General features: G+C 39.6%; 24 protein-coding genes. 10 read left to right on the top strand and 14 right to left on the bottom strand.

Features of this window, described 5'->3' with window-relative positions:
- Window positions 1-259 precede the first annotated feature (259 nt).
- Together FTV09_RS00480 and FTV09_RS00485 are read left to right on the top strand one after the other, a co-directional pair.
- On the top strand, window positions 260-811 hold the full coding sequence (locus tag FTV09_RS00480; RefSeq protein ID WP_180056242.1) for a hypothetical protein: 552 nt from the start codon (window positions 260-262) through the stop codon (window positions 809-811).
- A 133-nt stretch (window positions 812-944) separates the two neighbouring features.
- On the top strand, window positions 945-1301 hold the full coding sequence (locus FTV09_RS00485; protein ID WP_180056243.1) for a DNA transfer protein p32: 357 nt from the start codon (window positions 945-947) through the stop codon (window positions 1299-1301).
- Between the two features lie 48 nt (window positions 1302-1349).
- Here the strand turns inward: FTV09_RS00485 and FTV09_RS00490 are convergent, their stop codons facing one another.
- Window positions 1350-1832: a DUF4442 domain-containing protein gene (locus FTV09_RS00490; RefSeq protein WP_067761339.1), complete on the bottom strand. Its 483-nt coding sequence runs from the start codon at window positions 1830-1832 to the stop codon at window positions 1350-1352.
- A gap of 127 nt (window positions 1833-1959) precedes the next feature.
- On the opposite strand from FTV09_RS00490, the gene FTV09_RS00495 reads away from it, so the two are divergent.
- The 6 genes from FTV09_RS00495 to FTV09_RS00520 all read left to right on the top strand — a co-directional run bounded on the left by FTV09_RS00495 (window position 1960) and on the right by FTV09_RS00520 (window position 8226).
- Entirely contained in the window at window positions 1960-2841 is an 882-nt protein-coding gene (locus tag FTV09_RS00495) for an alpha/beta fold hydrolase (protein ID WP_067761336.1), read from the top strand.
- 98 nt (window positions 2842-2939) lie between these two features.
- Complete coding sequence (locus tag FTV09_RS00500; protein WP_180056293.1) at window positions 2940-4307, top strand: Na+/H+ antiporter family protein; 1368 nt, start codon at window positions 2940-2942, stop codon at window positions 4305-4307.
- A gap of 332 nt (window positions 4308-4639) precedes the next feature.
- The gene (locus tag FTV09_RS00505) at window positions 4640-5239 is read left to right on the top strand and encodes an OmpW family protein (RefSeq protein ID WP_180056244.1); all 600 of its coding nucleotides are present in this window, start codon (window positions 4640-4642) and stop codon (window positions 5237-5239) included.
- 169 nt (window positions 5240-5408) lie between these two features.
- A complete protein-coding gene (locus tag FTV09_RS00510) occupies window positions 5409-5756 on the top strand; it encodes a lysozyme inhibitor LprI family protein (protein ID WP_180056245.1) in 348 nt (115 codons plus the stop codon).
- Between the two features lie 111 nt (window positions 5757-5867).
- Complete coding sequence (gene htpG / locus FTV09_RS00515; protein ID WP_180056246.1) at window positions 5868-7787, top strand: molecular chaperone HtpG; 1920 nt, start codon at window positions 5868-5870, stop codon at window positions 7785-7787.
- 250 nt (window positions 7788-8037) lie between these two features.
- Window positions 8038-8226 (top strand): hypothetical protein, encoded by a 189-nt coding sequence (locus FTV09_RS00520; protein WP_067761329.1) that lies wholly within the window; start codon window positions 8038-8040, stop codon window positions 8224-8226.
- 62 nt (window positions 8227-8288) lie between these two features.
- Here FTV09_RS00520 and FTV09_RS00525 read toward each other — a convergent pair whose 3' ends face one another.
- From FTV09_RS00525 to FTV09_RS17965, 5 genes are all read right to left on the bottom strand, one after another.
- Complete coding sequence (locus FTV09_RS00525; RefSeq protein ID WP_180056247.1) at window positions 8289-9443, bottom strand: hypothetical protein; 1155 nt, start codon at window positions 9441-9443, stop codon at window positions 8289-8291.
- 88 nt (window positions 9444-9531) lie between these two features.
- Window positions 9532-10962 carry a hypothetical protein gene (locus FTV09_RS00530; RefSeq protein WP_180056248.1) on the bottom strand — a complete coding sequence of 477 codons (1431 nt, stop codon included), beginning with the start codon at window positions 10960-10962 and terminating at the stop codon, window positions 9532-9534.
- An 11-nt stretch (window positions 10963-10973) separates the two neighbouring features.
- Window positions 10974-11153 carry a hypothetical protein gene (locus FTV09_RS00535; RefSeq protein ID WP_067761320.1) on the bottom strand — a complete coding sequence of 60 codons (180 nt, stop codon included), beginning with the start codon at window positions 11151-11153 and terminating at the stop codon, window positions 10974-10976.
- Window positions 11154-11504: 351 nt separating this feature from the next.
- Window positions 11505-11696 carry a hypothetical protein gene (locus tag FTV09_RS00540; RefSeq protein ID WP_067761317.1) on the bottom strand — a complete coding sequence of 64 codons (192 nt, stop codon included), beginning with the start codon at window positions 11694-11696 and terminating at the stop codon, window positions 11505-11507.
- 234 nt (window positions 11697-11930) lie between these two features.
- Window positions 11931-12179 carry a hypothetical protein gene (locus FTV09_RS17965; RefSeq protein ID WP_067761314.1) on the bottom strand — a complete coding sequence of 83 codons (249 nt, stop codon included), beginning with the start codon at window positions 12177-12179 and terminating at the stop codon, window positions 11931-11933.
- Between the two features lie 227 nt (window positions 12180-12406).
- Here FTV09_RS17965 and FTV09_RS00550 point away from each other — a divergent pair, with 227 nt between their 5' ends.
- Window positions 12407-12607, top strand: coding sequence for a dodecin family protein (locus FTV09_RS00550; RefSeq protein WP_067761311.1), 201 nt, complete (start codon window positions 12407-12409; stop codon window positions 12605-12607).
- A gap of 83 nt (window positions 12608-12690) precedes the next feature.
- Here the strand turns inward: FTV09_RS00550 and FTV09_RS00555 are convergent, their stop codons facing one another.
- The 5 genes from FTV09_RS00555 to ompR form a co-directional block, all read right to left on the bottom strand.
- Window positions 12691-13377, bottom strand: a complete 687-nt coding sequence (locus FTV09_RS00555; protein WP_067761306.1) for a DsbA family oxidoreductase — start codon at window positions 13375-13377, stop codon at window positions 12691-12693.
- 199 nt (window positions 13378-13576) lie between these two features.
- Window positions 13577-13996, bottom strand: a complete 420-nt coding sequence (locus tag FTV09_RS00560; protein WP_180056249.1) for a GNAT family acetyltransferase — start codon at window positions 13994-13996, stop codon at window positions 13577-13579.
- 126 nt (window positions 13997-14122) lie between these two features.
- Complete coding sequence (locus FTV09_RS00565; RefSeq protein ID WP_067761300.1) at window positions 14123-15640, bottom strand: acetyl-CoA hydrolase/transferase family protein; 1518 nt, start codon at window positions 15638-15640, stop codon at window positions 14123-14125.
- Window positions 15641-15846: 206 nt separating this feature from the next.
- Window positions 15847-17307 carry an ATP-binding protein gene (locus tag FTV09_RS00570; protein WP_180056250.1) on the bottom strand — a complete coding sequence of 487 codons (1461 nt, stop codon included), beginning with the start codon at window positions 17305-17307 and terminating at the stop codon, window positions 15847-15849.
- A 275-nt stretch (window positions 17308-17582) separates the two neighbouring features.
- A complete protein-coding gene (ompR, locus tag FTV09_RS00575; protein ID WP_067761296.1) occupies window positions 17583-18347 on the bottom strand; it encodes a two-component system response regulator OmpR in 765 nt (254 codons plus the stop codon).
- Between the two features lie 329 nt (window positions 18348-18676).
- On the opposite strand from ompR, the gene FTV09_RS00580 reads away from it, so the two are divergent.
- Window positions 18677-21034 carry a Tex family protein gene (locus tag FTV09_RS00580; RefSeq protein ID WP_180056251.1) on the top strand — a complete coding sequence of 786 codons (2358 nt, stop codon included), beginning with the start codon at window positions 18677-18679 and terminating at the stop codon, window positions 21032-21034.
- 308 nt (window positions 21035-21342) lie between these two features.
- Here FTV09_RS00580 and FTV09_RS00585 read toward each other — a convergent pair whose 3' ends face one another.
- The 3 genes from FTV09_RS00585 to FTV09_RS00595 form a co-directional block, all read right to left on the bottom strand.
- Window positions 21343-21657: a hypothetical protein gene (locus FTV09_RS00585; protein ID WP_067761284.1), complete on the bottom strand. Its 315-nt coding sequence runs from the start codon at window positions 21655-21657 to the stop codon at window positions 21343-21345.
- A gap of 74 nt (window positions 21658-21731) precedes the next feature.
- Window positions 21732-22811 (bottom strand): patatin-like phospholipase family protein, encoded by a 1080-nt coding sequence (locus tag FTV09_RS00590; RefSeq protein ID WP_180056252.1) that lies wholly within the window; start codon window positions 22809-22811, stop codon window positions 21732-21734.
- Between the two features lie 104 nt (window positions 22812-22915).
- Window positions 22916-23326, bottom strand: a complete 411-nt coding sequence (locus FTV09_RS00595) for a hypothetical protein (protein WP_180056253.1) — start codon at window positions 23324-23326, stop codon at window positions 22916-22918.
- Between the last annotated feature and the right edge of the window lie 157 nt (window positions 23327-23483).

The raw sequence follows: 23483 nt of genomic DNA on the forward strand, positions 1-23483 counted from the left end.
GAAAGTGAAGGTAGGGTTTGTTTTAATGTTAAATCTAGATTCTGAGATAAATTCATAAAAAAAGAGCGTATTTACATACGCTCTTTTTACAGCATTTTAACTTTTTTTGCTTAACTGACTGGCATTACACCTTCGGGTGGCTTTTTTTATGCTGATTATTTGAAAATTAAAGCTTTCCTAATATCGTTTAATTTCCTATAGTAAAAAAGTACATAACAAATTTATTGATATTTAAACTTAAACAATATGGGGTCTTTAAATGAAACTAACCTATAAATTTTTAGCTGTTTCTGCTTTGTTCACGTCTTTTGCAGCGATTGCTGCACCGATGCCCAATTCAATTGTTGTGCAGGATAAAGCAATTGTGCCGGTACTAAAAACAGAGGTTATTCGTCGTGTTGCTGGGCAAGAGCCTGTGCGTCAGGTGACTGCTACCGTATTGGAAATGAGCAATAAAGGCCAAGACATTGTGGCACGTGAAATAGAGCTTTCAGATCACCAAGGCGAGTTTTCCGAAAAGCAATTGTCGATTCCTGTGGTACAACGTGGTGGTGTCATTGTGCCAACCTCTAAAATTGAAACCAAAACAACAGTGAAGCAAGAAGGGCAAGTGATTCGCCAAACGACCAATATTGATGCTGAAGGCGTGGAGTTTAAAAAAGGCCAAGCGCCTATTAAACGTACGCTTCAATTGGAGCAAGCAACCCAGCCTGAAACCAAAGCTAAAATTTCACATGCAGTTTTGACTGAAAATGGCGAAACAACCAAAGATTTGTTGATTGTAGATGAAAATCCAGAAAGTGCTGAATAGTTTCTAAGCTAGAATATCTGTACGCATTTTACAAAATGCAGCATTTATGTCTAGAGACTTAACAAGCTCTTTGGAATTGTTTCATACAATGAAATTAGACTGAAGTGAATTAAAGAAGACAAGGATCATCGCAATGAAAAAACTAATGAGCGTATTTGCAGTAGCGACTATGTCGACCATGATGCTTGCTGGTTGTGAGAGCATGAGCCCAAATGAACAGCGTATTGGTGCAGCAGCACTTGGTGGTGCTATTGGTGGTGGCGTTGGTAACAATGTTGGTGGTGGTACAGGCGCGGCGATTGGTGGTGGTGCAGGTGCTGCCGTGGGAAGTAAAACCCAAAATGGTTCAAACCGAAATGCAACCTATAGTGGCGTAGGTGGTGCGATTGGTTCAGCTGTCGGTAAAAGCATTTTTGGTGGTAATACCGGTGCTGCAATTGGTGGCGCAATCGGTGGCGGTGCAGGTGCTGCGATTGAACAAAACCGTTAATTCAACGTTATTATTTTAAAAAAAGGCGCTTATGGATTAAGCGCCTTTTTATTTGCGCGGCCGTGGCTGTTTACGACGGATATATAATGTTTTTTGCACTTCAGCAATACGCACGCCAGCCTCATCAAAAATATTTAAGGTGTAATTTCGTAGAACCGGAGCATGATTTTCCGCCAAGTTTTTTATGTGTGAGACTTCATTTGGATCAAGTTGAATATCGGCATAAACCATACCGCGACCAGGTGATAAAAACTGAATAGTTGCAGCTTTGTCCCAAACAATATAACGAGAACCTAAATGATGCATAAGCAAGAGCATATAAAATGGGTCGACCATCGAATATAGGCTGCCACCAAAATGGACACCAACGATATTTTGGTTTTTTCGTGTTAGTGGCATTTTGACGCGGATATGATGATTTGCTAGGTCAATTTTATCAATCGAAATCCCTGCACCTTTATATGGGGCATAATGATTCAATAAAAATTTAGAGACAATTGGCATTGTCATTATTTTCTGGATTATGCTCATAGCGGTCAATTTCTTTTTATGTTGAGCTCATCATACTAAATGAGTTTTAAAAATGTGGCATTGATCACATTGCCCGCAATCCTAAATAAAACGTCAATGCGAAAGTCACAATAAAAGGACAACAAAAATGCAAGTACAAACTCAGTGGGTCAATACGACCGATCAACAGCGGCTTTTTGTAAAGTTATGGGGCAATGAGGCTAACCCTGCACTCGTCCTGGTTCATGGCTATCCGGACAATCAGGAAGTGTGGGAGCCTGTGATTCAGCATCTGATTCATGATTTTTATGTCATTAGCTATGATGTGCGTGGCGCAGGGCAATCTTCCGTGCCTCGAAACATTCGAGATTATCGTTTGGAGCAATTATCACTTGATTTGGATAGCGTCACTCACGCTGTATTAGGTGAACGTTGTTTTCATTTGGCTGCGCATGATTGGGGTTCTATCCAATCTTGGGAATCGGTGACTGAGCCAAAATTTCGCTCACGTATTTTGTCTTATTCAACTATTTCTGGTCCATGTCTGGATCATGCGGCTTTCTGGATGCGTGAACAGTTTAAACAGCATAAGACCAAGTTCTTTAAACAGATGACCAGGTCCTGGTATATCGCGGTATTCCAGTTGCCTTTTATAGCGCCTACCGCATGGAATTTCTTTAATGCAGAACGTTGGGGCAAAATGATCAGTCAGCTGGAACAGCAGGAAAATCTGCCGCTAAACCAGAATATTGTCAAAGACGGAAAATATGGCGTTAATCTGTATCGGGCGAACTTTTTACCGCGTTTATCTCGACCTAGACAGCGTTTTGCAGTCTGTCCGGTACAGGCAATTGTGCTCAAGAAGGACCAGTTTGTTGGCCCAGATCTGATTGATGAAATGCCAAAATGGGTAAAAGATTTTTCCCGGGTAGAATTAAATGCCAATCACTGGGCGATTTTGAGCCAGCCGGAACAGGTGGCTCATCTAATCCATAATTTTATTCAGCAGAAATTAACAGCGACCACTTAATACGGAGATTGGGAACGTGACTCGGCAAGGGATAAGTGGAAGAATTTTTATCCGGATTTTCTGATAAAATAGCCGTTTTCTCTCATTCCCAATTCATTATGTTCGCAATTCTTGCTGCTATTGGAGTCATGTTTGGACTCTCATTGGCACGTGTACCTGTGGTTTTTGCCCTGGTCATTGGTGCTGTTACGGGTGGTTTGCTGGCAGGTCTTGGCCTCCAGGGAACTTTAGACGCATTTAACAATGGTCTGGGCGGTGGCGCTAAAATTGCCTTGGCTTATGGCATCTTGGGTGCCTTTGCTTTGGCCTTGGCACGTTCCGGTTTGCCTGACTTGCTGGCCTATAAAATGATCACTACCTTAAAAGGTGAGGCATCAGAAAAGGCACAGAGCAAGGTTAAATATCTGATCTTCTGTACAGTCGCATTGGCTGCCGTTTTCTCGCAAAACGTGATTCCAGTGCACATCGCCTTTATTCCGGTTCTGATTCCACCGTTATTGCTGGTATTTAACCATCTGAAGCTGGATCGCCGTTTGGTGGCCTGTCTGCTGACCTTTGGTCTGGTGGGAACATATATGCTGGTTCCAGTCGGTTTTGGTGCCATCTTCCTGAATGATATTCTGGGCCATAACATCAATACCTTTGGTAAACCTTATGGCTTTGAGATTACTTATGACCAGATTCCCGCTGCGATGGCAATTCCGGTCTCAGGTATGTTCGTGGGTTTGCTGGTAGCCATGTTTATCAGCTACCGTAAGCCACGTCTTTATAAAGATATCCATGTGGAACAGCAGCAAAGTATCTCTGCTGAACTGGGTGTAGAACAAAAATCAGCGAAACCACAAATTGCCAAACTGACCATCTGGATGGCAGCGATCGCGGTGATTGCAACTCTTGTGGTACAGCTCTATTCAGATTCGATGATTCTTGCCGGTCTGGTCGGTGTCGCAATCTTGAGTTGTGCCGGAATCTTTAAATGGAAAGAAGCAGATGATGTGATCATCACCGGTATGCGTATGATGGCTCTGGTTGGCTTTATCATGATTGCCGCGCAAGGTTTTGCTGCCGTGATTGAGGCAACAGGACAGGTTCCTGCGCTGGTTGAAGCGTCGGTTGACTGGATTGGTAATAGCCAGGCACTTGCAGCCTTTTTAATGTTGTTGATTGGTCTGCTGATTACTCTGGGTATCGGTTCATCCTTCTCTACCATTCCGATTCTGGCGATTATTTATGTACCGCTCTGCATTCAATTTGGTTTTAGTCCTGCAGCAACTATTGCGATCATCGGGACTGCGGCTGCTTTGGGCGATGCCGGTTCTCCAGCATCAGATTCAACTTTAGGCCCAACATCCGGTCTGAATATGGATGGCCAGCATGACCATATGAAGGACAGTGTGGTTCCAACCTTCATTCATTTTAATATTCCGCTTATCATTTTTGGCTGGATTGCAGCCATGGTTCTGTAAGTTCTTTTTAATCTGCTCTGATATAAATCGGAGCAGATTTGCCTAGATTTAAAATAAATTATAAGATGTATTTAAAATATATATTTAAATAAAAAATTAATATAAACCTGATTATTTTACTCTGAATATTATTATTTTAATCTGATTAATTTACTGGGTATTTAAAACCAACCAATATGGTTGATTTAAAATAAATGTATAATAATTACATATACTTAAATAATAAATAAAAATTAGTTTTAAAACCTCTATTGCATATTAATTTAAGCCATGTTTATTATTAATTAAGGTTTATTTTTCTTGATAATTATTCTTCCCATGGGGTATTCAAAATGTTAAAGCAAGTTGCTCTAATTGCATTAATGGGTCTTTCAGCATCTGCAATGGCAGGTGAGTGGCAAGTTAAAGTTGGTGCATCAGCATTAGCTCCGACTGAATCAGTTTCATTAGGTGATTTAAAAGTTGAAGCTGATAATGAATTAGCATTTACACCATCTGTTGAATATTTCTTTAATGACAATATTTCTACCGAATTACTTCTTGCTGCTCCAATCAAACATGATGTACTTGTGAATGGTGGAGAAGCTGTAAGTATTAAACACTTGCCACCAACATTGACTGCTAAATATCACTTTAAAAACTCAACTCGCTTTACGCCATATATTGGTGTAGGTGGCACAGCATTTATTGCTTGGGATGAGTCAGGTATTGCTAAAGATGTGAAAGAAGACTTTGGTTTTGCAGGTCAAGTAGGCTTCAACTACCAGCCAGCAGATGCAAAAAATTGGGGTATATTCTTTGATGCTCGTTATGCTCAGTTAAGCCCAGAGGTAACTCTAAATGCTGATACCGCTGCAGCATTAGGAGTTGAAAAATTTGATCTTGATATTGATCCAGTGATTTACACTTTGGGTTATAGCTACAAATTCTAATTTTTAGTTTGTGCTTAAAACCCTGCTTTAAAGCAGGGTTTTTTTGTAAAAAAAAACATGTAAACACAAAATATAATTGAGCTGATTGGGAATACTCAACTAAAGTAGATTTGTGAGATTGCAATGAATAATCAATAATTTTTAAACTTTAGAACTTAGGATGAATAAAATGAAACGGATGATTCAATGGGGAATACTACTGAGTTCTGCTTATCTTGTGTTTCCTGCACAGGCAGCAAGTTTTGATTGTGCTAAAGCAAAAACTATAACTGAACATGCGATTTGTGAACATCGTGTGATTAATGATGCGGATGTCAAAATGGCAACCACCTATAATATTATCCGTCATTTGGTGCCAATGGGGACGCGCGGTGCCATTCAAGATCAGCAGATCAAATGGATACAATTGCGCGATCAATGTCGAGACAACCTGAGTTGCTTAACGGATGTTTATAAAATGCGTCAACAAAAGCTCGATCTATATATGAATCGAGTGTATAAACAGGGGCCTTTTTAAATTCATTTGAATTTCAATATAAAAAAATCTTTCAACCCCATTGAAAAAAAATCAAGTCACTCCATTCATATAGGCAGTTAATAATTTTACTCAGTATGAACGGAGAGACTGATGAGCGAACAACAATCTCAAAAACATAGCTTCCAAGCGGAAGTGGCTCAGTTACTGCATTTAGTAACACATTCTTTATATTCAAACCCTGAAATTTTCCTTCGCGAGTTGGTATCAAATGCATCTGATGCCTGTGATAAATTACGTTTTGAAGGCATTAACCACCCTGAATATTATGAAAATGATCCAGATTTACATGTCCGCATTCATTTAAATAAAGAGCAGAAGACGATTACCATTTCTGATAATGGTATTGGTATGACACAACAAGAAGCGATTGATCATTTGGGAACGATTGCCAAGTCAGGCACTAAAGACTTTATGTCGAAGCTGACGGGTGATCAGAAATCAGATGCACAATTAATTGGCCAATTTGGTGTGGGTTTCTATTCGGGCTTTATTGTTGCTGAAAAGATTACGGTGGAATCACGTCGTGCTGGGGTTAGTGCCGCTGAAGGGGTACGTTGGGTTAGTAATGGTACAGGTGAGTTTGATGTAGAACCAATTGATAAGGCTTCACGTGGAACCGACATCATTTTGCATTTACGTGAAGATGCTTTGGATTATTTAGATCGTAACAAAGTAAAGCAGATCATTAATAAATATTCTGATCATATTAGTTTGCCAATTGAAATGCAGAAAGAAGTTTGGCAACAAGAGGAAGCTGCCGAAGGCGAAGAAGCAAAACCGGGTCAATATGTACTAACAGATGAATGGGAAGCGATTAACTCAGCAAGTGCATTATGGACGCGTAATAAAAATGAAATCAGTGAAGAACAATATACTGAATTCTATAAGAATCTAAGTCATGACTATGAAGCACCACTTGCATGGGCACATAACCGTGTAGAGGGAAGTACGGAATATACGCAATTACTGTATATTCCTGCACGCGCACCAAGCAATATTTTCACTCGTGAAGCTAAAGCAGGTATTAAGCTGTATGTGAAACGTGTATTTATTATGGATGATGCGGATAATTTAATTCCGAATTATTTACGTTTTGTGCAGGGTGTTGTGGATAGTGCAGATTTACCTTTAAACGTGAGTCGTGAGTTATTACAAGAAAGTCGTGACGTGAAAACGATTCGTGAAGGTAATGCACGCCGTATTTTAACGGTGCTAGATGGTTTAGCGAAATCTGAAGATGTTGCTGACCAAGAGAAGTTTGCAAAATTCTACGCCGAGTTTGGTTCAGTCTTGAAAGAAGGCTTAGGCGAAGACATGGCGAATCGTGAGCGTATTCTAAAATTATTACGCTTTGCGTCGTCGAATAATGATGAAGTGAAAACATCATTTGCAGACTATAAAGCCAATATGAAAGAAGGCCAAAAGGCGATCTACTATGTGACGGCTGATAGTTTAAATGCTGCGAAAAACTCACCACAACTTGAACTGTTTAAGAAAAAGGGCATTGACGTACTGCTCATGACCGAACGTGTTGATGAATGGGCAATGGAATTCGTTTTTGAATTTGATGGCACACCATTACAGAACGTATCGAAAGGTGCAGTTGATTTGGGTGATCTACAAGATGCTGAAGAGAAGAAAGCACTTGAGCAAGCTGCTGAGCAGTTTAAACCTGTTGTTGAAAAACTTTCGGATGCGTTAAAAGATAAGACCTCTGAAGTCCGTGTAACAACACGTTTGGTAGACTCTCCTGCGTGTTTGGTGGTGGCTGAAGGTGAGTTGTCACCGCAACTGGTTCGTATGCTGAAACAAGCAGGCCAAGCGGTACCTGAATCAAAACCTGTTTTAGAAATTAATCCATCACATCCATTGGTACAAAAATTAGAAGGTTCAGCGCAATTTGATGATTTGGCAAATGTGATCTTCGATCAAGCGTTGATTGCTGAAGGCGGCTTACCTGAAGATCCGGCACAGTATATTAAACGCATTAACAGCTTATTATTAAAATAAGCAAGTCAAAATGAGAAAGCCTCCTATAGGAGGCTTTCTTTTTATCGAGATTAAATTTTTCGATGAAAACGATAAATAAATACGTCCAAGTTTTAATTCTAAAAACAAATTAAAAAAATAAAAACAATCTATAATAGCGATTATTAAATATTGGGAATTTTTTTGATGAAAACTTTTGTATCTCTCGTTGTCGTATCAATGTTATCTGTCGTTATGATGCAATCGGCTTTGGCTGAGAGCAGTAAAAAAAATGATGCGTAATGATCGTGTACAAGTGACAAAACATGTCGCACATTATGACATCAATCCATTTGTGGATAGCCGTCGTGTCATTCGTAATGATCGTGTTCAGTACAATATGCCGAAAGTAGAAAAAGTGGCTGAAAAGAAACAGCGTATTATGCGTAATGATCGCGTGAGTGTAATTAAGGCGATTTAATGTGTTGCAGTTAAATGTGTATTCAAGCCCATCTCTAAGTGATGGGCTTTTTTATGGGGCAATTAAAACAAGGCTTCTAAACGAACTAGGGCACCGAGGTAGTGACTCTTGTCTTCACGATGGTCATTTAAATAATTGAGATCACCTTGTATATAGAACCATTCACGCAAAAATGGTTGGCGCCACGATATGTAAGGTCCCCAGCTATTTAGACGCAGTTGATCATTATTATAAAATCCACCTGTATACAGGCCGTAGTTGAAGCGATTGCCTTTAAAAAACTGGTGTTGGCGATAACTGAAATTGTCCCATTTTAAATCATCATCCTGAGTATCGGCATAGGTCAGATTGAACTGATTTGAAATGAAAGGTTCACCTGGGCGAGTATGGGTCAATTCAAGATTGGTACGTAGATAATTTTCACTATCAATACCATAACGATAAATTTGTTCGGCTAGAAAACTATAATCATTATCTAATTGCCATTTTTTAGCTGCTTTTAAGCGGACATATAAATCATCACCAGAACGTAAACCTAGATCAGCGTCAGTTTCGAAGGGTAGTCGATCTGAAATTTCTGACCAACGTAAAGCCAGTGAACTGTTATCTTCACGGGTTTGCTTATTGTCATAATTTTTATCACTACGCCCCGCAGGGTTTTCATTGGTAATTGCAGTATTATTTTCTAATTCATTATCAAGTGAGTCATCACCAAAGACCACACTCAATTTTTTTTCTAAAGTGGGAAGCTTAATTTTACCGCGAATACGTGGCTTAATTTCGTATTCATCGTGCTTATTCCAACTGTTGTCTAAAATCACCCTAAGGGTAGCATTGGCTGGTTTATCAGGCTCACTTTGACCAAACCAGTTATCCATACGAACGGCCGTTCGATCTGCCCAATTTCGGACTTTTTTCTGTTGTCGATCTGTCCAGCTATTATTTTCAGTTTGGTTTGTATTCGGTACGATTGCGTGATCAGATTGGCCTGGCAAGAACGTTGGTGAGGCATCAATCCAACGTGGAATTTGGTCGAGTAAATCGTAATTCTTCGGTGTATTTATGCTGTCTGTGTCAGCACTATCCTTAGATTCAGCATCCGTCACAGGTAGCGTCGCTGTGCTGATTGATTCATTTGCCCAAATACTTTGGTAAGTAAGACCCAGAGAAACTGTCAGTAAAAAAGTCCTAACAAAGTGCTGTTGTTTTTTGTGCATATGTTTTGGCTCTTATTAAGTGAATCTGCTTCTGTAGTTTTGTAAAATTTGTATAAAAAAAGCAAGTTAAACTACAAAACCACTGCAATTATTCCTGAATATGCGCCTTTAATGCGGTATAGAGCTGTGTGACCTGGATGGGCGGCGTTAATTGTTGAATGACATGCTGAATTGTTTGCCAGTTGATACCTTGTTGACGGTTTAGCAACAAATAAGGATAAGCGTGTTCAACCTGCGATAAAGTCATGCGCTTTTCACCATGGATAAGCCGAATTTTATTACGTTCTTGAAGCAGTAAGACAGGCGTTTCAAAATCTGCGTCCATTTCATCAAAATGCAGAAATTTTTGAGTGTGAATATAAGCCGCTGGAATAAAAGGAAAATAATGATCTTTGTTCCATAGCAATTCTGCATTTTGATAATGCTGATACAGCTGCTCGGTTTGATCGATAAAAATATCCAACTCTGTATTCGAAATGACTTTCAAAGAAGCTATGTAGTGACTATTTTGCTCAGCAAACAACGATGCGAGACGGATCGCTTCCATTTGGTTCTCTGCCCCTAAAAGAACGAGATATTTTATAAATTGTGACTGTTTATCTAATTGTTCCGCAATATAGCAGGGGCATGCTTCCCATGAATTGAACTCAGAAAGATGCAAGACGAAATCTATATATGTCCCTAATTCATTTTGTGATGATACATCTAACGCAAAAATTTGCTGTGTATTTAAAACATCATGAACAGGGGGGATTAGCTGCGCGTGTAAAGCACCAATATGAATGAACTCAGGGAAAGTCTGTGTTGTGTGGGCTAATGGGGTGAGTGCTAAGTTATCAAAGGCAGTCTGTTCTTCGATATGATGATTCTCTCTTGCAACGTGTACTTGTTGTTTTTGAGCTAAGGTTTCATTAGCAAGATTGTACTGCGTTTCAATTTCGTCTTTTATAAGGATAGCGGGCTGCATAGACCTTAATTCAAGTTCATTTTGTTGCTCAATTAGACGATCATGCTTCAGTGTTTGTTGATCAATTCGAAGCGGTACAGCAAGGCTACTGATCTCGTTATCCGTGGCCAGACAACGATAGATTTGCTGCTGTTCCAGCAACCAGTCATAGCATCTGCTGAAATCGCCCCATTCACTGATTAATGCTGTACGTGAGGGTGCCGGTATCAGCCAAATTTGCCAGCCTAGATTTTCTTCATGCATGAAAGCCCAGCCCGCGTCTGCTTGCGCATAAAGTGCATTTTCAAGCATTTCATGCTCTAAGAAATAGCCTCGGAAAGAGAGTGCAAAAGGGGTCTGTAGGGCAAATGTTTGTGCTGCAACTTCAGGTTGTGTCAGAGCTTTATATTCAAGTATTTGCTTTTGAAAAATGGGTTCATCACAGCAAGCAAAAATGTCATGTATGCGCTTTTTAGAAATCGCAGTTTCATACAAACTCAATGAACGATGCTCGAGTTTGTAAGTCAGATCATGAATTTCTTTGATCAATTGCGCTTTTATGAGTGCATCCATTTTATATCGTCCTAAATGACTTTTTTTGCTTTTTCTAAATATTTAGCCAACACAATATTGGTGGCAAGATCCACTAATTTATATTCTGAAGAATTGGGATCATTATATTTTTTAGCCAAAGCTAATAGCTGGTCAATATCTATGGCCTGAGCTGAAATTTTTCCTTGTATAAGTGCTTGAAGTTCTTGCATAGGGCAATGCTTATGAATAAAAAATTAAGAATATTATTATTTTTTGATTATAGGGATTTCATTAAAAAAAACATGGAAATAATTGTCAGCTTCTAGCAATAAAATTCAAGTAATGACAAATAATGCTCATTTTGAGCAAAAAAAATTCTAGTAAATGGTGTATGTTGCTTTTAAAGCCATTACTAGCTTGGTGAAAAGGCCTCACTTTGGGTAATTCTAAACAAAACGTTTGATCTTAATTTTGGTTATTTTTAATTAAAACTGATCAATCTTATGAATAAAAAATTCAGGCATAAAAAAGCCGATTACATTGAATAATCGGCTTTTATTGCATGAAAATTCTGCTAAATATTATGCAGCTTTTTCAGCAGTTGTTGCACCTTGAGTTGCTTCTTCAGTTGCAGGTGCTTTAGTTTCAGCATTTGCAGTTTCAGTACTTACTGCTTTTTTAACTGGAAAATCTGGTACATAAACGATTTGCGCAGCAACGTTAGCAGATAGAGCTAAAACAGCAACAGCTAAAGCACATTTAAGAGCGTTCATAATGTATTCCTAACGATCATTTCGTCTGACCAAAGTCAGACTTGGGAGAAAATTGATATCTTTAATTTACGTGAAAATAATATCAAAAAATAATCAACTAGAAATGATCGAATCGGCAACAAACGACAAACGGCATAAAATAAAATTATATAAAACAATTGATTAGAGCTATTACTCTAACCTGTTTATACGTATTCAAGCGCGTAGAACTAATAGGGACGTGCTTAAAAATTTTTAATTTTTAATACACTTTTTCTCATAAATTTTCCCTGCAATACCACCGATAATCGCACCACTGAACGTGCCAAAAACGGGGAGTACACTACCTGCGACCGCGCCAACCAGCGCACCTTTTACTGTTGGTGAAAAGCGTGATTTTTTAGCCTCAGCCGTAGTTGAGGTCGGTATATCGAGCGGTGTGGTTGCGGAATAAGGGGTTGTTGTCGGAGTTGGATTGTTCGTGCTTTGATTTTCAATGGTCATGGTGTCGCTCCAAAACTTGATGAAAGATTAATGATTAGCCTAACCTGCTCTTAGTGAGATAAGTATTTGTCGCATGTAAAGCAACGTTTTTGTTTGTAAGACAAAAAATGAAGCTGCATGTGTAAGGCATGTAATATTTTGATGTTTTAGTGTTTAAAAAATAACCAATTAGCATGACTTGATCTTATGATGAAGGTTCAAAAATCATAACAATGAGGATTATTAAAATGTCGGTAGCTAAAGTTGTTGAAGTCAATGCTAGTAGTACAAAAAGCTTTGAAGATGCCATTCAAACTGGTATTAATAAGGTCACTGAGACGGTTAAAAATGTACAAGGTGCATGGATTAACGAACAAAAAGTCGTGGTGAAAGATAATAAGATTGCTGAATATCGTGTGAATTTAAAAATTAGCTTCTTGGTTGAATGATGGCGAGTAGTGCATATAAAAAAAATCCCCAATTGGGGATTTTTTTTGCTCATCAATTTATTAATACTAATAAATTTTAAGCCTTATTTTTCAGGTGTTTCACAGCTGTCATCAGAACAAATTGGCGTTGGTTTCTGTTCTGGTAATTCAGCAGCTTTTTCTAAAACTTGTAAGAAAACTTCTTTAGGCTGTGCACCAGCTAAAGCGATACGTTGTTCAAAAACAAAGAACGGAACACCCGTAACTTTAAGCTGATCACGCGCGACTTCTTCATCGTATTTGACAAAATCAGCATATTCATCTGAATCAAGTAAGTCATCAACTTCAACTGGGTTTAAACCAATACGTGAAGCCACATCTTCTAGAGTTTCACGTTCACCAATTGCTAAACCTTGAGTCATATAGCTATAGAAAAAAGCCTCTTTAGCTTCATTACCCAAGCCTTTACTTTGTGCAAGATGAATTAAACGATGTGCATTAAATGTGTTACCAGAATTTGCATTTTCCCAGTTAAATTCAATGCCTTCAGCTTTTGCCATTGCAGCAATATTACGTTGCATTTCTTCGACTTCTTCAATGCTACGTCCATACTTTTGCGCTAAACGCTCAGTATTTGAAATCTGTAAGCGAGCAGGGGCATCCGCATCTAATTGGTAGCTATGCCAAAATACTTCAAGCTCAACGCCTGCTTCTTCAGCAGCGGATTCAAGGCGTTTTTTGGCAATATAACAAAATGGGCAAACCACGTCAGACCAAATATCTACACGCATGATAAATCTCTATTCAATGTTCTTTGGGAGTTATGGGGGCAAATCCTAAATTTTAAAGCCAAGGAATGCAAACCCTTTTTGATCTTCGGCTCATATCATGAAAATGTTAAATGCATCCATTTCTACAAACATAGCGATTACATTTGCAGGTCAATTTTGTGATGCAAGGGAAGTGTGTTTAAACAAAATGAGACCGGCTTCAATCTTGAATTAGGCGCTTGCCTAAACAAATGACGTCAATTTCGTCATAGCCCAATTGTTCATAAAAGCTTTGTACATCAATATTATTTTTACGTATAAGCAGTTGTAGTTTTGGGCAACCTAATGCAATTAAACGTTTTTCTAGTTGTTGCACTAATGCCGTTGCAACACCATTACGTTGAAAATTAGGATGTACAGCCAAGTAATTAACCCATCCGCGATGACCATCGTAGCCACCCATAACGGTTGCAATCAGTTGGTTATCTTTGACCGCCAATAAAAACAGTTGATCGCGCTGCGCCAATTTACGAAAGATATCTATTTCAGGGTTATTCCACGGACGGGTCAATCCGCACAGTTCCCAAAGTGCAATGACATCATCTAAATCGGATTCTAAATAGGGGCGAATAATAAACATAATTATAGTTTTGCATTTATTTTGACCAATTTAGATTAATCGAGTTTTGCGCCCTTGATAAGCTATATAGAAAAATAAAAGCCATAAAAAAAACGCTCCGAAGAGCGTCTTTTATACAACTGTCAATTAAGCAGTTTTAACTTCAGGTTGAGCTGCCAACATGTGACCGTTCTCTTCGAAGTTGATGTGCCAAGAAAGCGCTTCACGAAGCAGATGAGGTGTTTGACCGCCTTTTGCACATGCGCGATCGAAGTAATCGTTCAACGCATCACGGTAGCTTGGGTGAGCACAGTTGTCGATTACAGCACGAGCACGTTCACGTGGAGCAAGACCACGTAAGTCAGCAAGACCTTGTTCAGTTACAAGGATATCAACATCGTGTTCAGCATGGTCAATATGAGAAGCAAATGGAACAACAGATGAAATGTCACCGCCTTTCGCAATTGATTTAGTCACGAAGATTGCCAAGTGTGCATTACGTGCGAAGTCACCTGAACCACCAATACCGTTCATCATTTTTGTACCGCAAACGTGAGTTGAGTTCACGTTACCGTAGATATCAAACTCAAGTGCAGTGTTGATACCGATAATACCTAAACGACGTACAAGTTCTGGATGGTTCGAAATTTCTTGTGGACGTAATACAAGTTTGTCTTTGTATTGTTCAAGGTTATTAAATACTTTTTCGCCATATTTAGCAGAAAGCGTAATAGAAGAACCTGAAGCAAATTTCATTTTGCCTGCGTCGATCAATTCAAATGTACAGTCTTGAAGTACTTCAGAGTACATGATCAAGTCTTCAAAGTTAGAATCTTTAAGACCAGTCAATACTGCGTTTGCAATTGAACCGATACCTGCTTGTAATGGACCTAGGTTTTTCGGTAAACGACCTTCTTCAACTTCTTTTTCAAAGAAAGCGATCAGGTGGTTTGCAATACCTTGAGTTTCATCATCAGGTGCAGTCACTGTAGATGGAGAGTCATGCAATTCGTTGTTAAATACGATACCTACAATTTTTGAAGGATCGATGTTGATTGCATGTGTACCAATACGTTCGTCAACATGAGTCAATGGAATCGCTTGACGTGTTGGACGATATGTCGGGATGTAGATATCGTGTAAGCCTTCAAATGCAGGGCTTAGATTTGTATTGATTTCTACAATTACTTTTTCAGCAAAAATAGCAAAGCTAGCAGAGTTACCTACTGAAGTTGTGGGAATGATACCGCCATCTTCAGTGATAGCAACAGCTTCAATAATCGCAACATCAGGCTTTTTAAGCTGAAGGTTACGCATTTGTTCAACCGTTTCAGACAAATGCTGATCAATGAACATCACTTCGCCTTTGTTAATGGCTTTACGTAAAGTGTTGTCAACTTGGAACGGTAAGCGACGAGCAAGAACACCTGCTTCAGTCAATTTTTTATCTAAGTCATTGCCTAGAGACGCACCCGTGATCAAAGTGATTTTCAACGGGTTCGCATGCGCTTGTTCAACCAATGCTAAAGGCACTGCTTTTGCTTCACCTGCGCGGGTAAAGCCACTCATGCCTACAGTCATACCATCTTTGATAAATTCAGCAGCTTGTTTAGCACTGATTACTTTATCGTGAAGTGACGCTAAACGGATGCGATCTAAAGACATCTTATACTCTCGTGAAATTCCTAAAACTGATACGGATTGTACCGATCAAAAAAGCCATTTTGCATACCTGTTAGGCTAAGGTCTAATTTTTTGAAAAAATGTGGGTATAAGATATTTTTATGGTTTTTATTTTATTGATTATTAAAGTAAAAAAATACAACGGTTAATCGTTAAACAAAATCGTTTGTCTTTTTTTTGAACGCTTGTTAAAAGCGTTCAGTCAAAGTTTGTTTGATTTTTTCTAATGGACTGTTGTTTAAAATTTCATCATTTTCTAATTTATTGATTGGTAAGGAAATGATCGCTTCTAGTCCACCTTCGGCACGATTGTGAATTGAAAGTTCACCACAATGGATGTCTACAATTCGTTTTACAATGGCTAAACCTAGACCACTTCCTTGGATGGTTCGAGCATCATTTCCACGCACAAAAGGTTGCATTAAATCTTCAATTTGATCTTCAGGAATCCCTTCACCATGATCAGCAACACGAATTTTAATATGATCGCCTTCATATTCGGTTGATAGTTCAATCGGTTCGGCACCATAACGCTTCGAGTTATTAATGAGATTACCAATTAAACGTTTTAAAGACAGGGTTCGTGCCTGAATAATTGGTAAATCCTGTGGCTCAAAACGAATATCCAATGGTTTAAATTGAATGACTAATTCCTGTAGTACGGCATTCAAGTCGGTATCTTGAGGCGTTTCATCTGAACCATCACGCATATATGAAATAAATTGATTCAAAATGGCATCCATATCTTCAACATCATAAATCAGCCCTTCTTTTAAGAAGTCATCATCGGGCATCATTTCTGCGCTGAGTCGAATGCGTGTCAGTGGGGTGCGTAGGTCATGAGAAATGCCGGCCAACATAATGCGGCGGTCGCGTTCTGTCTGCTCTAAGGTATACACCATGTGATTAAAGGCTTGGTTAACTTCACGAATTTCCTGTGGGCCATGGTTGGTTTCTAAATATGGTGCAGTGCCATGCTTACTATAGCTATTCGCGGCATCTTGTAAGCGTTTGAGTGGACGGTTGAGCTGACGCACTAAAGTTAAAATAATCGCGGCAGCAATCAGCGGAATTCCAAGTAACCATCCGAGAATTAGTTCAGCACTATAGTTCGCATAGGTTTTTAATGGTTCACGGACCCAGTTCCCGTTCATTTCGGGAGTTTGAATCCAAATGCGTGGGTCGGGCTTAAATTGGAAATACACGGTGGCATTGTCAATACGCATTTCCTTGGCTAATTTTTTCTCAATTTGATTGGTAAAGAATTCAGCAATAACTTTGTCTTTAACGTTCGGAAACTCTTTAGGATCGGTGACATATTCAATGCCAACACGATTACGCATCCAGTCATCGACATCAACTTCGGCATTATTGTGAAAAATACGTAGATCGGGGTTGTTAATGATTTCCAATTCAACTGCTAAATAGCGTGCATGTTGTTGAATTTCAGGGAGGTAAAGTGTACGCCAGAAGAACCATAAAGACATGAACAGGCTAAAAAACACCACAAACAAGACCAATACGGTGGTGCGCATGGCTGCCGAACGAGGTTTAATTTTATCGAGGAAGCGTTCCCAATGTGTCCGTTTTTTTTCGGAGTAGGCAACGTAGTCGGTAAATTCCTGTGGGTCGATTGGTTCTAGTTTCACGCATTATCCTAGAGCAAAATTTAAAGTGTTAGAACAATAAACCATGTCCGATACGCGCTCAGGTCATCCGCAACTGTTTGAGGCAGGAGGTGTTTAATATATAAAGTTTCTGCGATGATTTTATCTATGTGCAGAAAATGGACGAGTTTTGCGGATGACAATGGTTTTGCTTACTTTTGCCGAAACAAAAGTAAGGCGAACCACAGGTTATTGCATATCTATTAGGTTTAATGAAAAGACTCCGTCGTGTTAGCGACATTTATCTTTGTTTAATCTTATTCCGCACCATCTGGAACAAATACATAACCTACACCCCATACGGTTTGGATATAACGAGCACGGGCAGGGTTCTCTTCCACCAAGCGGCGTAGGCGAGAGACTTGAACGTCAATTGAACGCTCCATTGCACCCCATTCACGACCACGTGCAAGATTCATCAGTTTGTCACGAGTGAGTGGTTCACGTGGGTGTTGAACGAGAGCTTTAAGAACCGCAAATTCACCGGTCGTTAACGTTACCACTTGGCCTTCACGTGTTAATGTGCGGGTAGACAAATCCAGTGACCATGGACCGAATGAAACCACTTCCATTTGCTGGCTTGGTGCACCAGGAACTTCACGTACTTGACGACGTAATACCGCACGAATACGTGCTAAAAGTTCATTTGGGTTAAATGGTTTAGGTAGATAGTCATCTGCGCCAGCTTCTAAACCGGCAATACGGTCTGAGTCACTGCCACGTGCAGTCAACATAATGATAGGTGTATCAATATTTGATTGACGTAAGCGACGACAGATACTTAAGCCATCTTCAACGGGTAACATGAAGTCAAGCACAATCAAAGAGAAAAGTTCGCGCTGTAACAGACGATCCATTTGAGTCGCATCATGTGCGGTTTTAACCACAAACCCTTTATCTTCTAAGAAGCGTTGTAAGAGCGTGCGCAGACGAACGTCGTCATCGACAACCAAAATGCGTTCAACTCGGTCGGTTTCGGCATGTACGGCATCTGTTTTTTCAGCAGGTACAACTAAACTCATGACGTGCTCCTTTATTGTCATCGTAAACAAAAAGTAGATTTCACTTGAGTATACGATTCATTTATATAAATTTACTATGCTCTAAAGCAACAAATATTGCAGTTAAAATCAAGACATAGATACCAAATGTATACATGTTAAGCGGTTTAAGTTCTGTACGCTGGATTCGCTAATTTGCTGTTTCATAGTCAGTTTAGTAAAAAAATGTGTCATTGCTATGGATTGGCAATAAAAACCACGCATAAATTTATAAAAACAATTGTGGATTTTATGGTCTTGGTCTTTATAATCATGGCTTTTAGAACTTATCCTTGCAGGGATCTAATACGATGACTGACTTAGTTCAGCAGTTGGCAAAAGAAATTGCCGTACGTCCAAATCAAATTGAAGCTGCCATCAAGCTTATTGATGAGGGTGCCAGTGTTCCATTTATCGCTCGTTACCGTAAAGAAGTGACGCAAGGCTTGGACGATACTCAATTACGTCAGCTTGATACACGTCTTGCCTACCTGCGTGATTTATTCGATCGTCGTGAGAAAGTGATTGAGTCTCTAAAAGAACAAAACAAGTTATCTGATGACTTACTTGCACGAGTAAATGCAGCAGAAACTAAAAATGCATTAGAAGAAATTTACGCACCGTATCGTCCAAAACGTACCAGTAAATCATTTAAAGCAAAAGAAGCGGGTTTAGGCTCAATCGCTGAAAAAATCTTTAATGAAGCGATCGATCCTACGGAAGCTTTGGCAGGCTTTAGCCATGAAGATTATGCAGATGTTGAAAGTCAACTTGATGCGATTCAACACATTTTAATTGATGAATGGGCGCAAAATATTCCATTAACCACTGAACTCAAAGCAACATTTGCAAAAACAGCAATGTTAAAAAGTTTAGTGGCAAGTGATGAGAAAAAAGAAGTTGGTAAAAAATTCCGTGATTACTTCGATTTTTCTGAAAGCTTAAATAAAGTGCCGTCACATCGTTTATTGGCGATGCTACGTGGCCGTCAAGAAAATGTCCTAGGCTTAAAAGTCGATGGTGAAGATGATGCACCATTGGCACGTATTGAAACTGAATACAATGTTGAAACTGCACAGCCTCAAGCACGCGCAGATTTCTTAAAACAAACAGCAAAACTGTTCTGGTTGGGCAAAGTACGTCCTGCTATTGAGCATTCATTATTGACTGAAAATCGTTTGGCTGCCGAAGCTGAAGCGATGGATGTATTTGCTGAAAACCTACGTCATTTATTACTTTCTGCACCAGCAGGCGCGCGTACCACTCTGGGTGTTGACCCTGGTATCCGTACGGGTGTGAAATTGGCCGTTGTGAATGCATCAGGTGATGTACTTGCACACAGCACTATTTACCCATTTGCCCCGAAAGAAGATAAAGCTGGTTCAATTGCAGAGCTTGCGCGCCTTTGCCGCGAATTCAATGTTGAATTAATTGCGATTGGTAATGGGACTGCAAGCCGTGAAACTGAAGCGGTTGTGGCTGAAATGATGGCTGCGAATACGGATTTGAATTTGATTCGTGTGTCTGTCTCTGAAGCAGGTGCATCGGTTTATTCAGCATCTGAATTGGCTTCTCAAGAATTGCCAGAGCTCGATGTTTCGATTCGTGGTGCAGTGTCGATTGCTCGTCGTTTACAAGACCCATTGGCGGAGCTTGTGAAAATTGATCCGAAATCGATTGGTGTAGGTCAATACCAACATGACGTGAACCAAACAGGTTTAGCAAAAACACTAGAAGCAGTAGTTGAAGACTGCGTGAACTCAGTTGGTGTAGATGTGAACACAGCATCATCTGCAATCTTGGGTTATATCGCGGGTTTGAATAAATCAATTGCACAGCAAATTGTGGATTTCCGTAAAGAAAATGGTCGTTTTGACAACCGCCAAAGTTTGAAAAAAGTTCCTCGTTTAGGCGAGCGGACCTTTGAACAAGCAGCAGGCTTCTTGCGTATTCAAGATGGTTCTGAGCCACTTGATGCTTCTGCTGTTCACCCTGAATCTTATGGTTTAGTAGAAAAAATTGTGGCAGCGAAAGCAACCACAGTCAAAGATATTATTGGTAATACTGAAATTATTCGCCAAGTAAACGCCGAAGAATTTGTGAATGACCAATTTGGTCTACCGACAATTCAAGACGTTTTATCTGAACTTGAAAAACCAGGCCGTGACCCACGTCCAGAGTTCCGCACGGCTAAATTCCGTGAAGACATTACTGAAGTTGGTCAATTGACGGAAGGTTTACAGCTTGAAGGTGTGGTTACTAATGTAACCAACTTCGGTGCATTTGTTGATGTAGGTGTTCACCAAGACGGTTTAGTTCATATTTCAGAGCTTGCAAATGAATTTGTGGCAGATCCACATAAAGTGGTGAAACCAGGTCAAATTGTACAAGTTCGAGTGTTAAACGTTGATGTTGAACGTAACCGTGTGAACTTGTCGATGCGTGCTGAAGGCGCTGTTGCGGCAAAACCACAACGTCAACCACGTCGTGATAATGCACAGCAAGAGCAACGCGGTGAGCGTAAGCCACATGCGAAACGTCCACAGCAGTCTCGTCCTCAAGGCGACCGCCCACAAGGCAAGAAACATCAAGCGGCTAAACCACAAGAAAACAAAATTGGTGGTTTGGGTGCATTGTTATTACAAGCAGGGATTAAAGGTTCGAAGTAATCTTTAAGTTCTAAAAAAACCTCCCTAATGGGAGGTTTTTTTATATAAGTGCCATAGCAATGATATATGAGTCTAATCTTAAGATTAGCAATAAAGTATAAAAATCACACAATAAGTCTATAAATATTACCTTTCTAAAAATTGGATTGTCCGACAATATTGTTCTCGCCATAACGCGGTTACAAAGCTTTAGGTCATTATTTTTTTAAATCTAATTTTTTTAAATTTATTATAAACGGTTAACTATGACTTCAAAAACATACATTCAGAGGCTTCATCTAAATGACTTTTTATTGAATCATTGAGACCTACCGAATCATCGGAACAATCCAACTGGTAATAATCAGTAAAATACCGAAATGCCCCATCTTACGGGTAACATAAACCAATTTAGAAGGGGTTTGCTCTAGTTGTTTCGCATAATCTTCAATACTAATGCCTTGTTTCGCATTAGAAGTGAAGAGAAACACCGCTAAATCAATACAAATTAGAATTGTACCTACATCGGCAACGACTTCCATTAAATCGTATTGACCACTGATGAGAGCTGTAGAAACTTGATAGCCAAGGAAGAGTGCAAAAGCGACGCAGGCATACTGCAAAACAATTAAAAATATCCGCATAAATCTTAACTAACATACTGACCTAAATAATCTAACGGTATTATAACGCCCATTTGTACAGAATACTGTAACGCTTAAAGTGCTTGCATAAACGCAGGGAAATTCTGCTTTTCAACCATTTCTAAAAATTCATCGCCCATACGCTGACTTTCAGCAACACATTGATTCCACATCTGAATACGTTGCTGGTTGTCTAAACCTTTGAGGGTAAAGTCTTTACGGTCAGGTAAACGACCTAATGGTAAGCTTGCAAGATATTCCTGTGATGGAGAGAGTAAAAGGGTACGTGCTTGATTGTCAGGATTAGCCTGACGTTTAAATAATTTATCAAACCAGCCCGGTGTAATGCTGTCAGTAAAATGTGGATACAACACTATGCCTTGGCTTTGGAAGGGTAAATCTATGTGGTAATCAATTAAGCCACCATCTCTATAACAGCCTTGTGGAGCATCTGGAATGTCACGAATTGCGGCCATGACACCTGGAATGGATGCTGAAGCCATCAGCCAAGGCGTGACACTGTCTGGTGTAAGCGAGTGATAGTGTGTAGTAAAGCCATCATCATCAATTTTAAATTGTGGACCTGATTGTGGTTGGCTAATTACACGTTGCATAAAGTGACGACTGTGCTTACGGGCTACGGCAGTCGTACCGACAATCCCTGCAACCGAGGCCAGTAAAGGCAAAGCTTTATCACTTTGGAAGATATGTTGAGCTTTGACAGAAATGACGGTGAGATGATAGTCAGGATGATTGACCAACTCGCCTTCTTTGCCTTGAATGAGATCAATCAACATACCACGGCAAATATCACTCACTTCTTGACGACTCATTTTTTTATGAAAGTGTAGGTGGGTATAGAGCTCAGACAAGCGCTTTGTGCCTTCAGTTGCGCCCCATGCCGCAATACTGGCAAAACGCCAACTGCCAATAGATGAACCAATTAAAGTACGCTTCTGTGCTGCACGTGGTAAAAAGTCAGCAAATATCGCCTGATCTAAGCCTTGAATGCCAATACCTTTTGGGCCACCCGCTGCACCAGGAATAATATCTATGTGTGATGCTTGTAAGCCTTCTTGTTCAACCAACTGACGTGCTAAGTGGCCAGCACGGATATTCAGCGAAGGTGGTCTTTTATGCAAAATTTGGGTCATGGCAGTAAACTAAAAATACAGTCGTACAGTTATTTTAGTCGCTTTTAAAATTGGCCCAATGGCTGAAACTTACCACTCATGACTTATCAGTCATGTAGATGTGTTTAATAGCGCTGTTGTAATAAAAGTTCGTTATGTCGATGGAGTTGAAACAGGCTCAAGCAGACAATCACCCAAGTAGCCATCGGAAATACTGCCCACATAAATAGATTAAGGATAAAAAAGACTGTGCCTGCACATAACCAATAATTTAACCCCGACATGAGTTTGTGCTGTGGCAAAAAAACAAGGAATAAGCAGGGAAGCAGGTTAAAGAGAATGATCCACCAAAAAGCTGAACTGTGCTGCATTCGATACATGGTGGTATTGAGTGCAGGTTGCCATGCAATCAAGGACAGATACATATTCAAATGTACGAATACATCAAGCAGGGTCGAAAAACTATATAGCAATGCAGTGGCGCACGCTCTGAGTGGATTTCGACCATACAGCACCCCTAAATAACTGTATGACATAGTTAACCTGCGATCTTGATTCTAAAGGTTCTAATTTTTTTAAAGTTAATAAGTATTTAAACGTTTTTAAATAATTTTAGAGTCATGGTATTGCACCTTGATTTATCAAGGCGCTAAACAGATTGAAGCAAATTTATGTCTATATTCAAATCACTAT

Source organism: Acinetobacter sp. YH12227, assembly GCF_013417785.1.
Taxonomy (GTDB): Bacteria; Pseudomonadota; Gammaproteobacteria; order Pseudomonadales; family Moraxellaceae; genus Acinetobacter; species Acinetobacter gandensis.

Bases quoted from the DNA above. Each gene is read 5' to 3' on its own strand.
- FTV09_RS00560 (WP_180056249.1), bottom strand. From the start codon at position 13,996: ATGTTTATTATTCGCCCCTATTTAGAATCCGATTTAGATGATGTCATT.
- FTV09_RS00520 (WP_067761329.1), top strand. From the start codon at position 8,038: ATGATGCGTAATGATCGTGTACAAGTGACAAAACATGTCGCACATTAT.
- FTV09_RS00580 (WP_180056251.1), top strand. From the start codon at position 18,677: ATGACTGACTTAGTTCAGCAGTTGGCAAAAGAAATTGCCGTACGTCCA.
- FTV09_RS00495 (WP_067761336.1), top strand. From the start codon at position 1,960: ATGCAAGTACAAACTCAGTGGGTCAATACGACCGATCAACAGCGGCTT.
- FTV09_RS00555 (WP_067761306.1), bottom strand. From the start codon at position 13,377: ATGCGTGTAGATATTTGGTCTGACGTGGTTTGCCCATTTTGTTATATT.
- FTV09_RS00540 (WP_067761317.1), bottom strand. From the start codon at position 11,696: ATGAACGCTCTTAAATGTGCTTTAGCTGTTGCTGTTTTAGCTCTATCT.
- FTV09_RS00585 (WP_067761284.1), bottom strand. From the start codon at position 21,657: ATGCGGATATTTTTAATTGTTTTGCAGTATGCCTGCGTCGCTTTTGCA.
- ompR (WP_067761296.1), bottom strand. From the start codon at position 18,347: ATGAGTTTAGTTGTACCTGCTGAAAAAACAGATGCCGTACATGCCGAA.
- FTV09_RS00590 (WP_180056252.1), bottom strand. From the start codon at position 22,811: ATGACCCAAATTTTGCATAAAAGACCACCTTCGCTGAATATCCGTGCT.
- FTV09_RS17965 (WP_067761314.1), bottom strand. From the start codon at position 12,179: ATGACCATTGAAAATCAAAGCACGAACAATCCAACTCCGACAACAACC.
- FTV09_RS00525 (WP_180056247.1), bottom strand. From the start codon at position 9,443: ATGCACAAAAAACAACAGCACTTTGTTAGGACTTTTTTACTGACAGTT.
- FTV09_RS00565 (WP_067761300.1), bottom strand. From the start codon at position 15,640: ATGTCTTTAGATCGCATCCGTTTAGCGTCACTTCACGATAAAGTAATC.
- FTV09_RS00480 (WP_180056242.1), top strand. From the start codon at position 260: ATGAAACTAACCTATAAATTTTTAGCTGTTTCTGCTTTGTTCACGTCT.
- FTV09_RS00485 (WP_180056243.1), top strand. From the start codon at position 945: ATGAAAAAACTAATGAGCGTATTTGCAGTAGCGACTATGTCGACCATG.
- FTV09_RS00490 (WP_067761339.1), bottom strand. From the start codon at position 1,832: ATGAGCATAATCCAGAAAATAATGACAATGCCAATTGTCTCTAAATTT.
- FTV09_RS00535 (WP_067761320.1), bottom strand. From the start codon at position 11,153: ATGCAAGAACTTCAAGCACTTATACAAGGAAAAATTTCAGCTCAGGCC.
- FTV09_RS00510 (WP_180056245.1), top strand. From the start codon at position 5,409: ATGAAACGGATGATTCAATGGGGAATACTACTGAGTTCTGCTTATCTT.
- FTV09_RS00595 (WP_180056253.1), bottom strand. From the start codon at position 23,326: ATGTCATACAGTTATTTAGGGGTGCTGTATGGTCGAAATCCACTCAGA.
- FTV09_RS00550 (WP_067761311.1), top strand. From the start codon at position 12,407: ATGTCGGTAGCTAAAGTTGTTGAAGTCAATGCTAGTAGTACAAAAAGC.
- FTV09_RS00530 (WP_180056248.1), bottom strand. From the start codon at position 10,962: ATGGATGCACTCATAAAAGCGCAATTGATCAAAGAAATTCATGATCTG.
- FTV09_RS00500 (WP_180056293.1), top strand. From the start codon at position 2,940: ATGTTCGCAATTCTTGCTGCTATTGGAGTCATGTTTGGACTCTCATTG.
- FTV09_RS00505 (WP_180056244.1), top strand. From the start codon at position 4,640: ATGTTAAAGCAAGTTGCTCTAATTGCATTAATGGGTCTTTCAGCATCT.
- htpG (WP_180056246.1), top strand. From the start codon at position 5,868: ATGAGCGAACAACAATCTCAAAAACATAGCTTCCAAGCGGAAGTGGCT.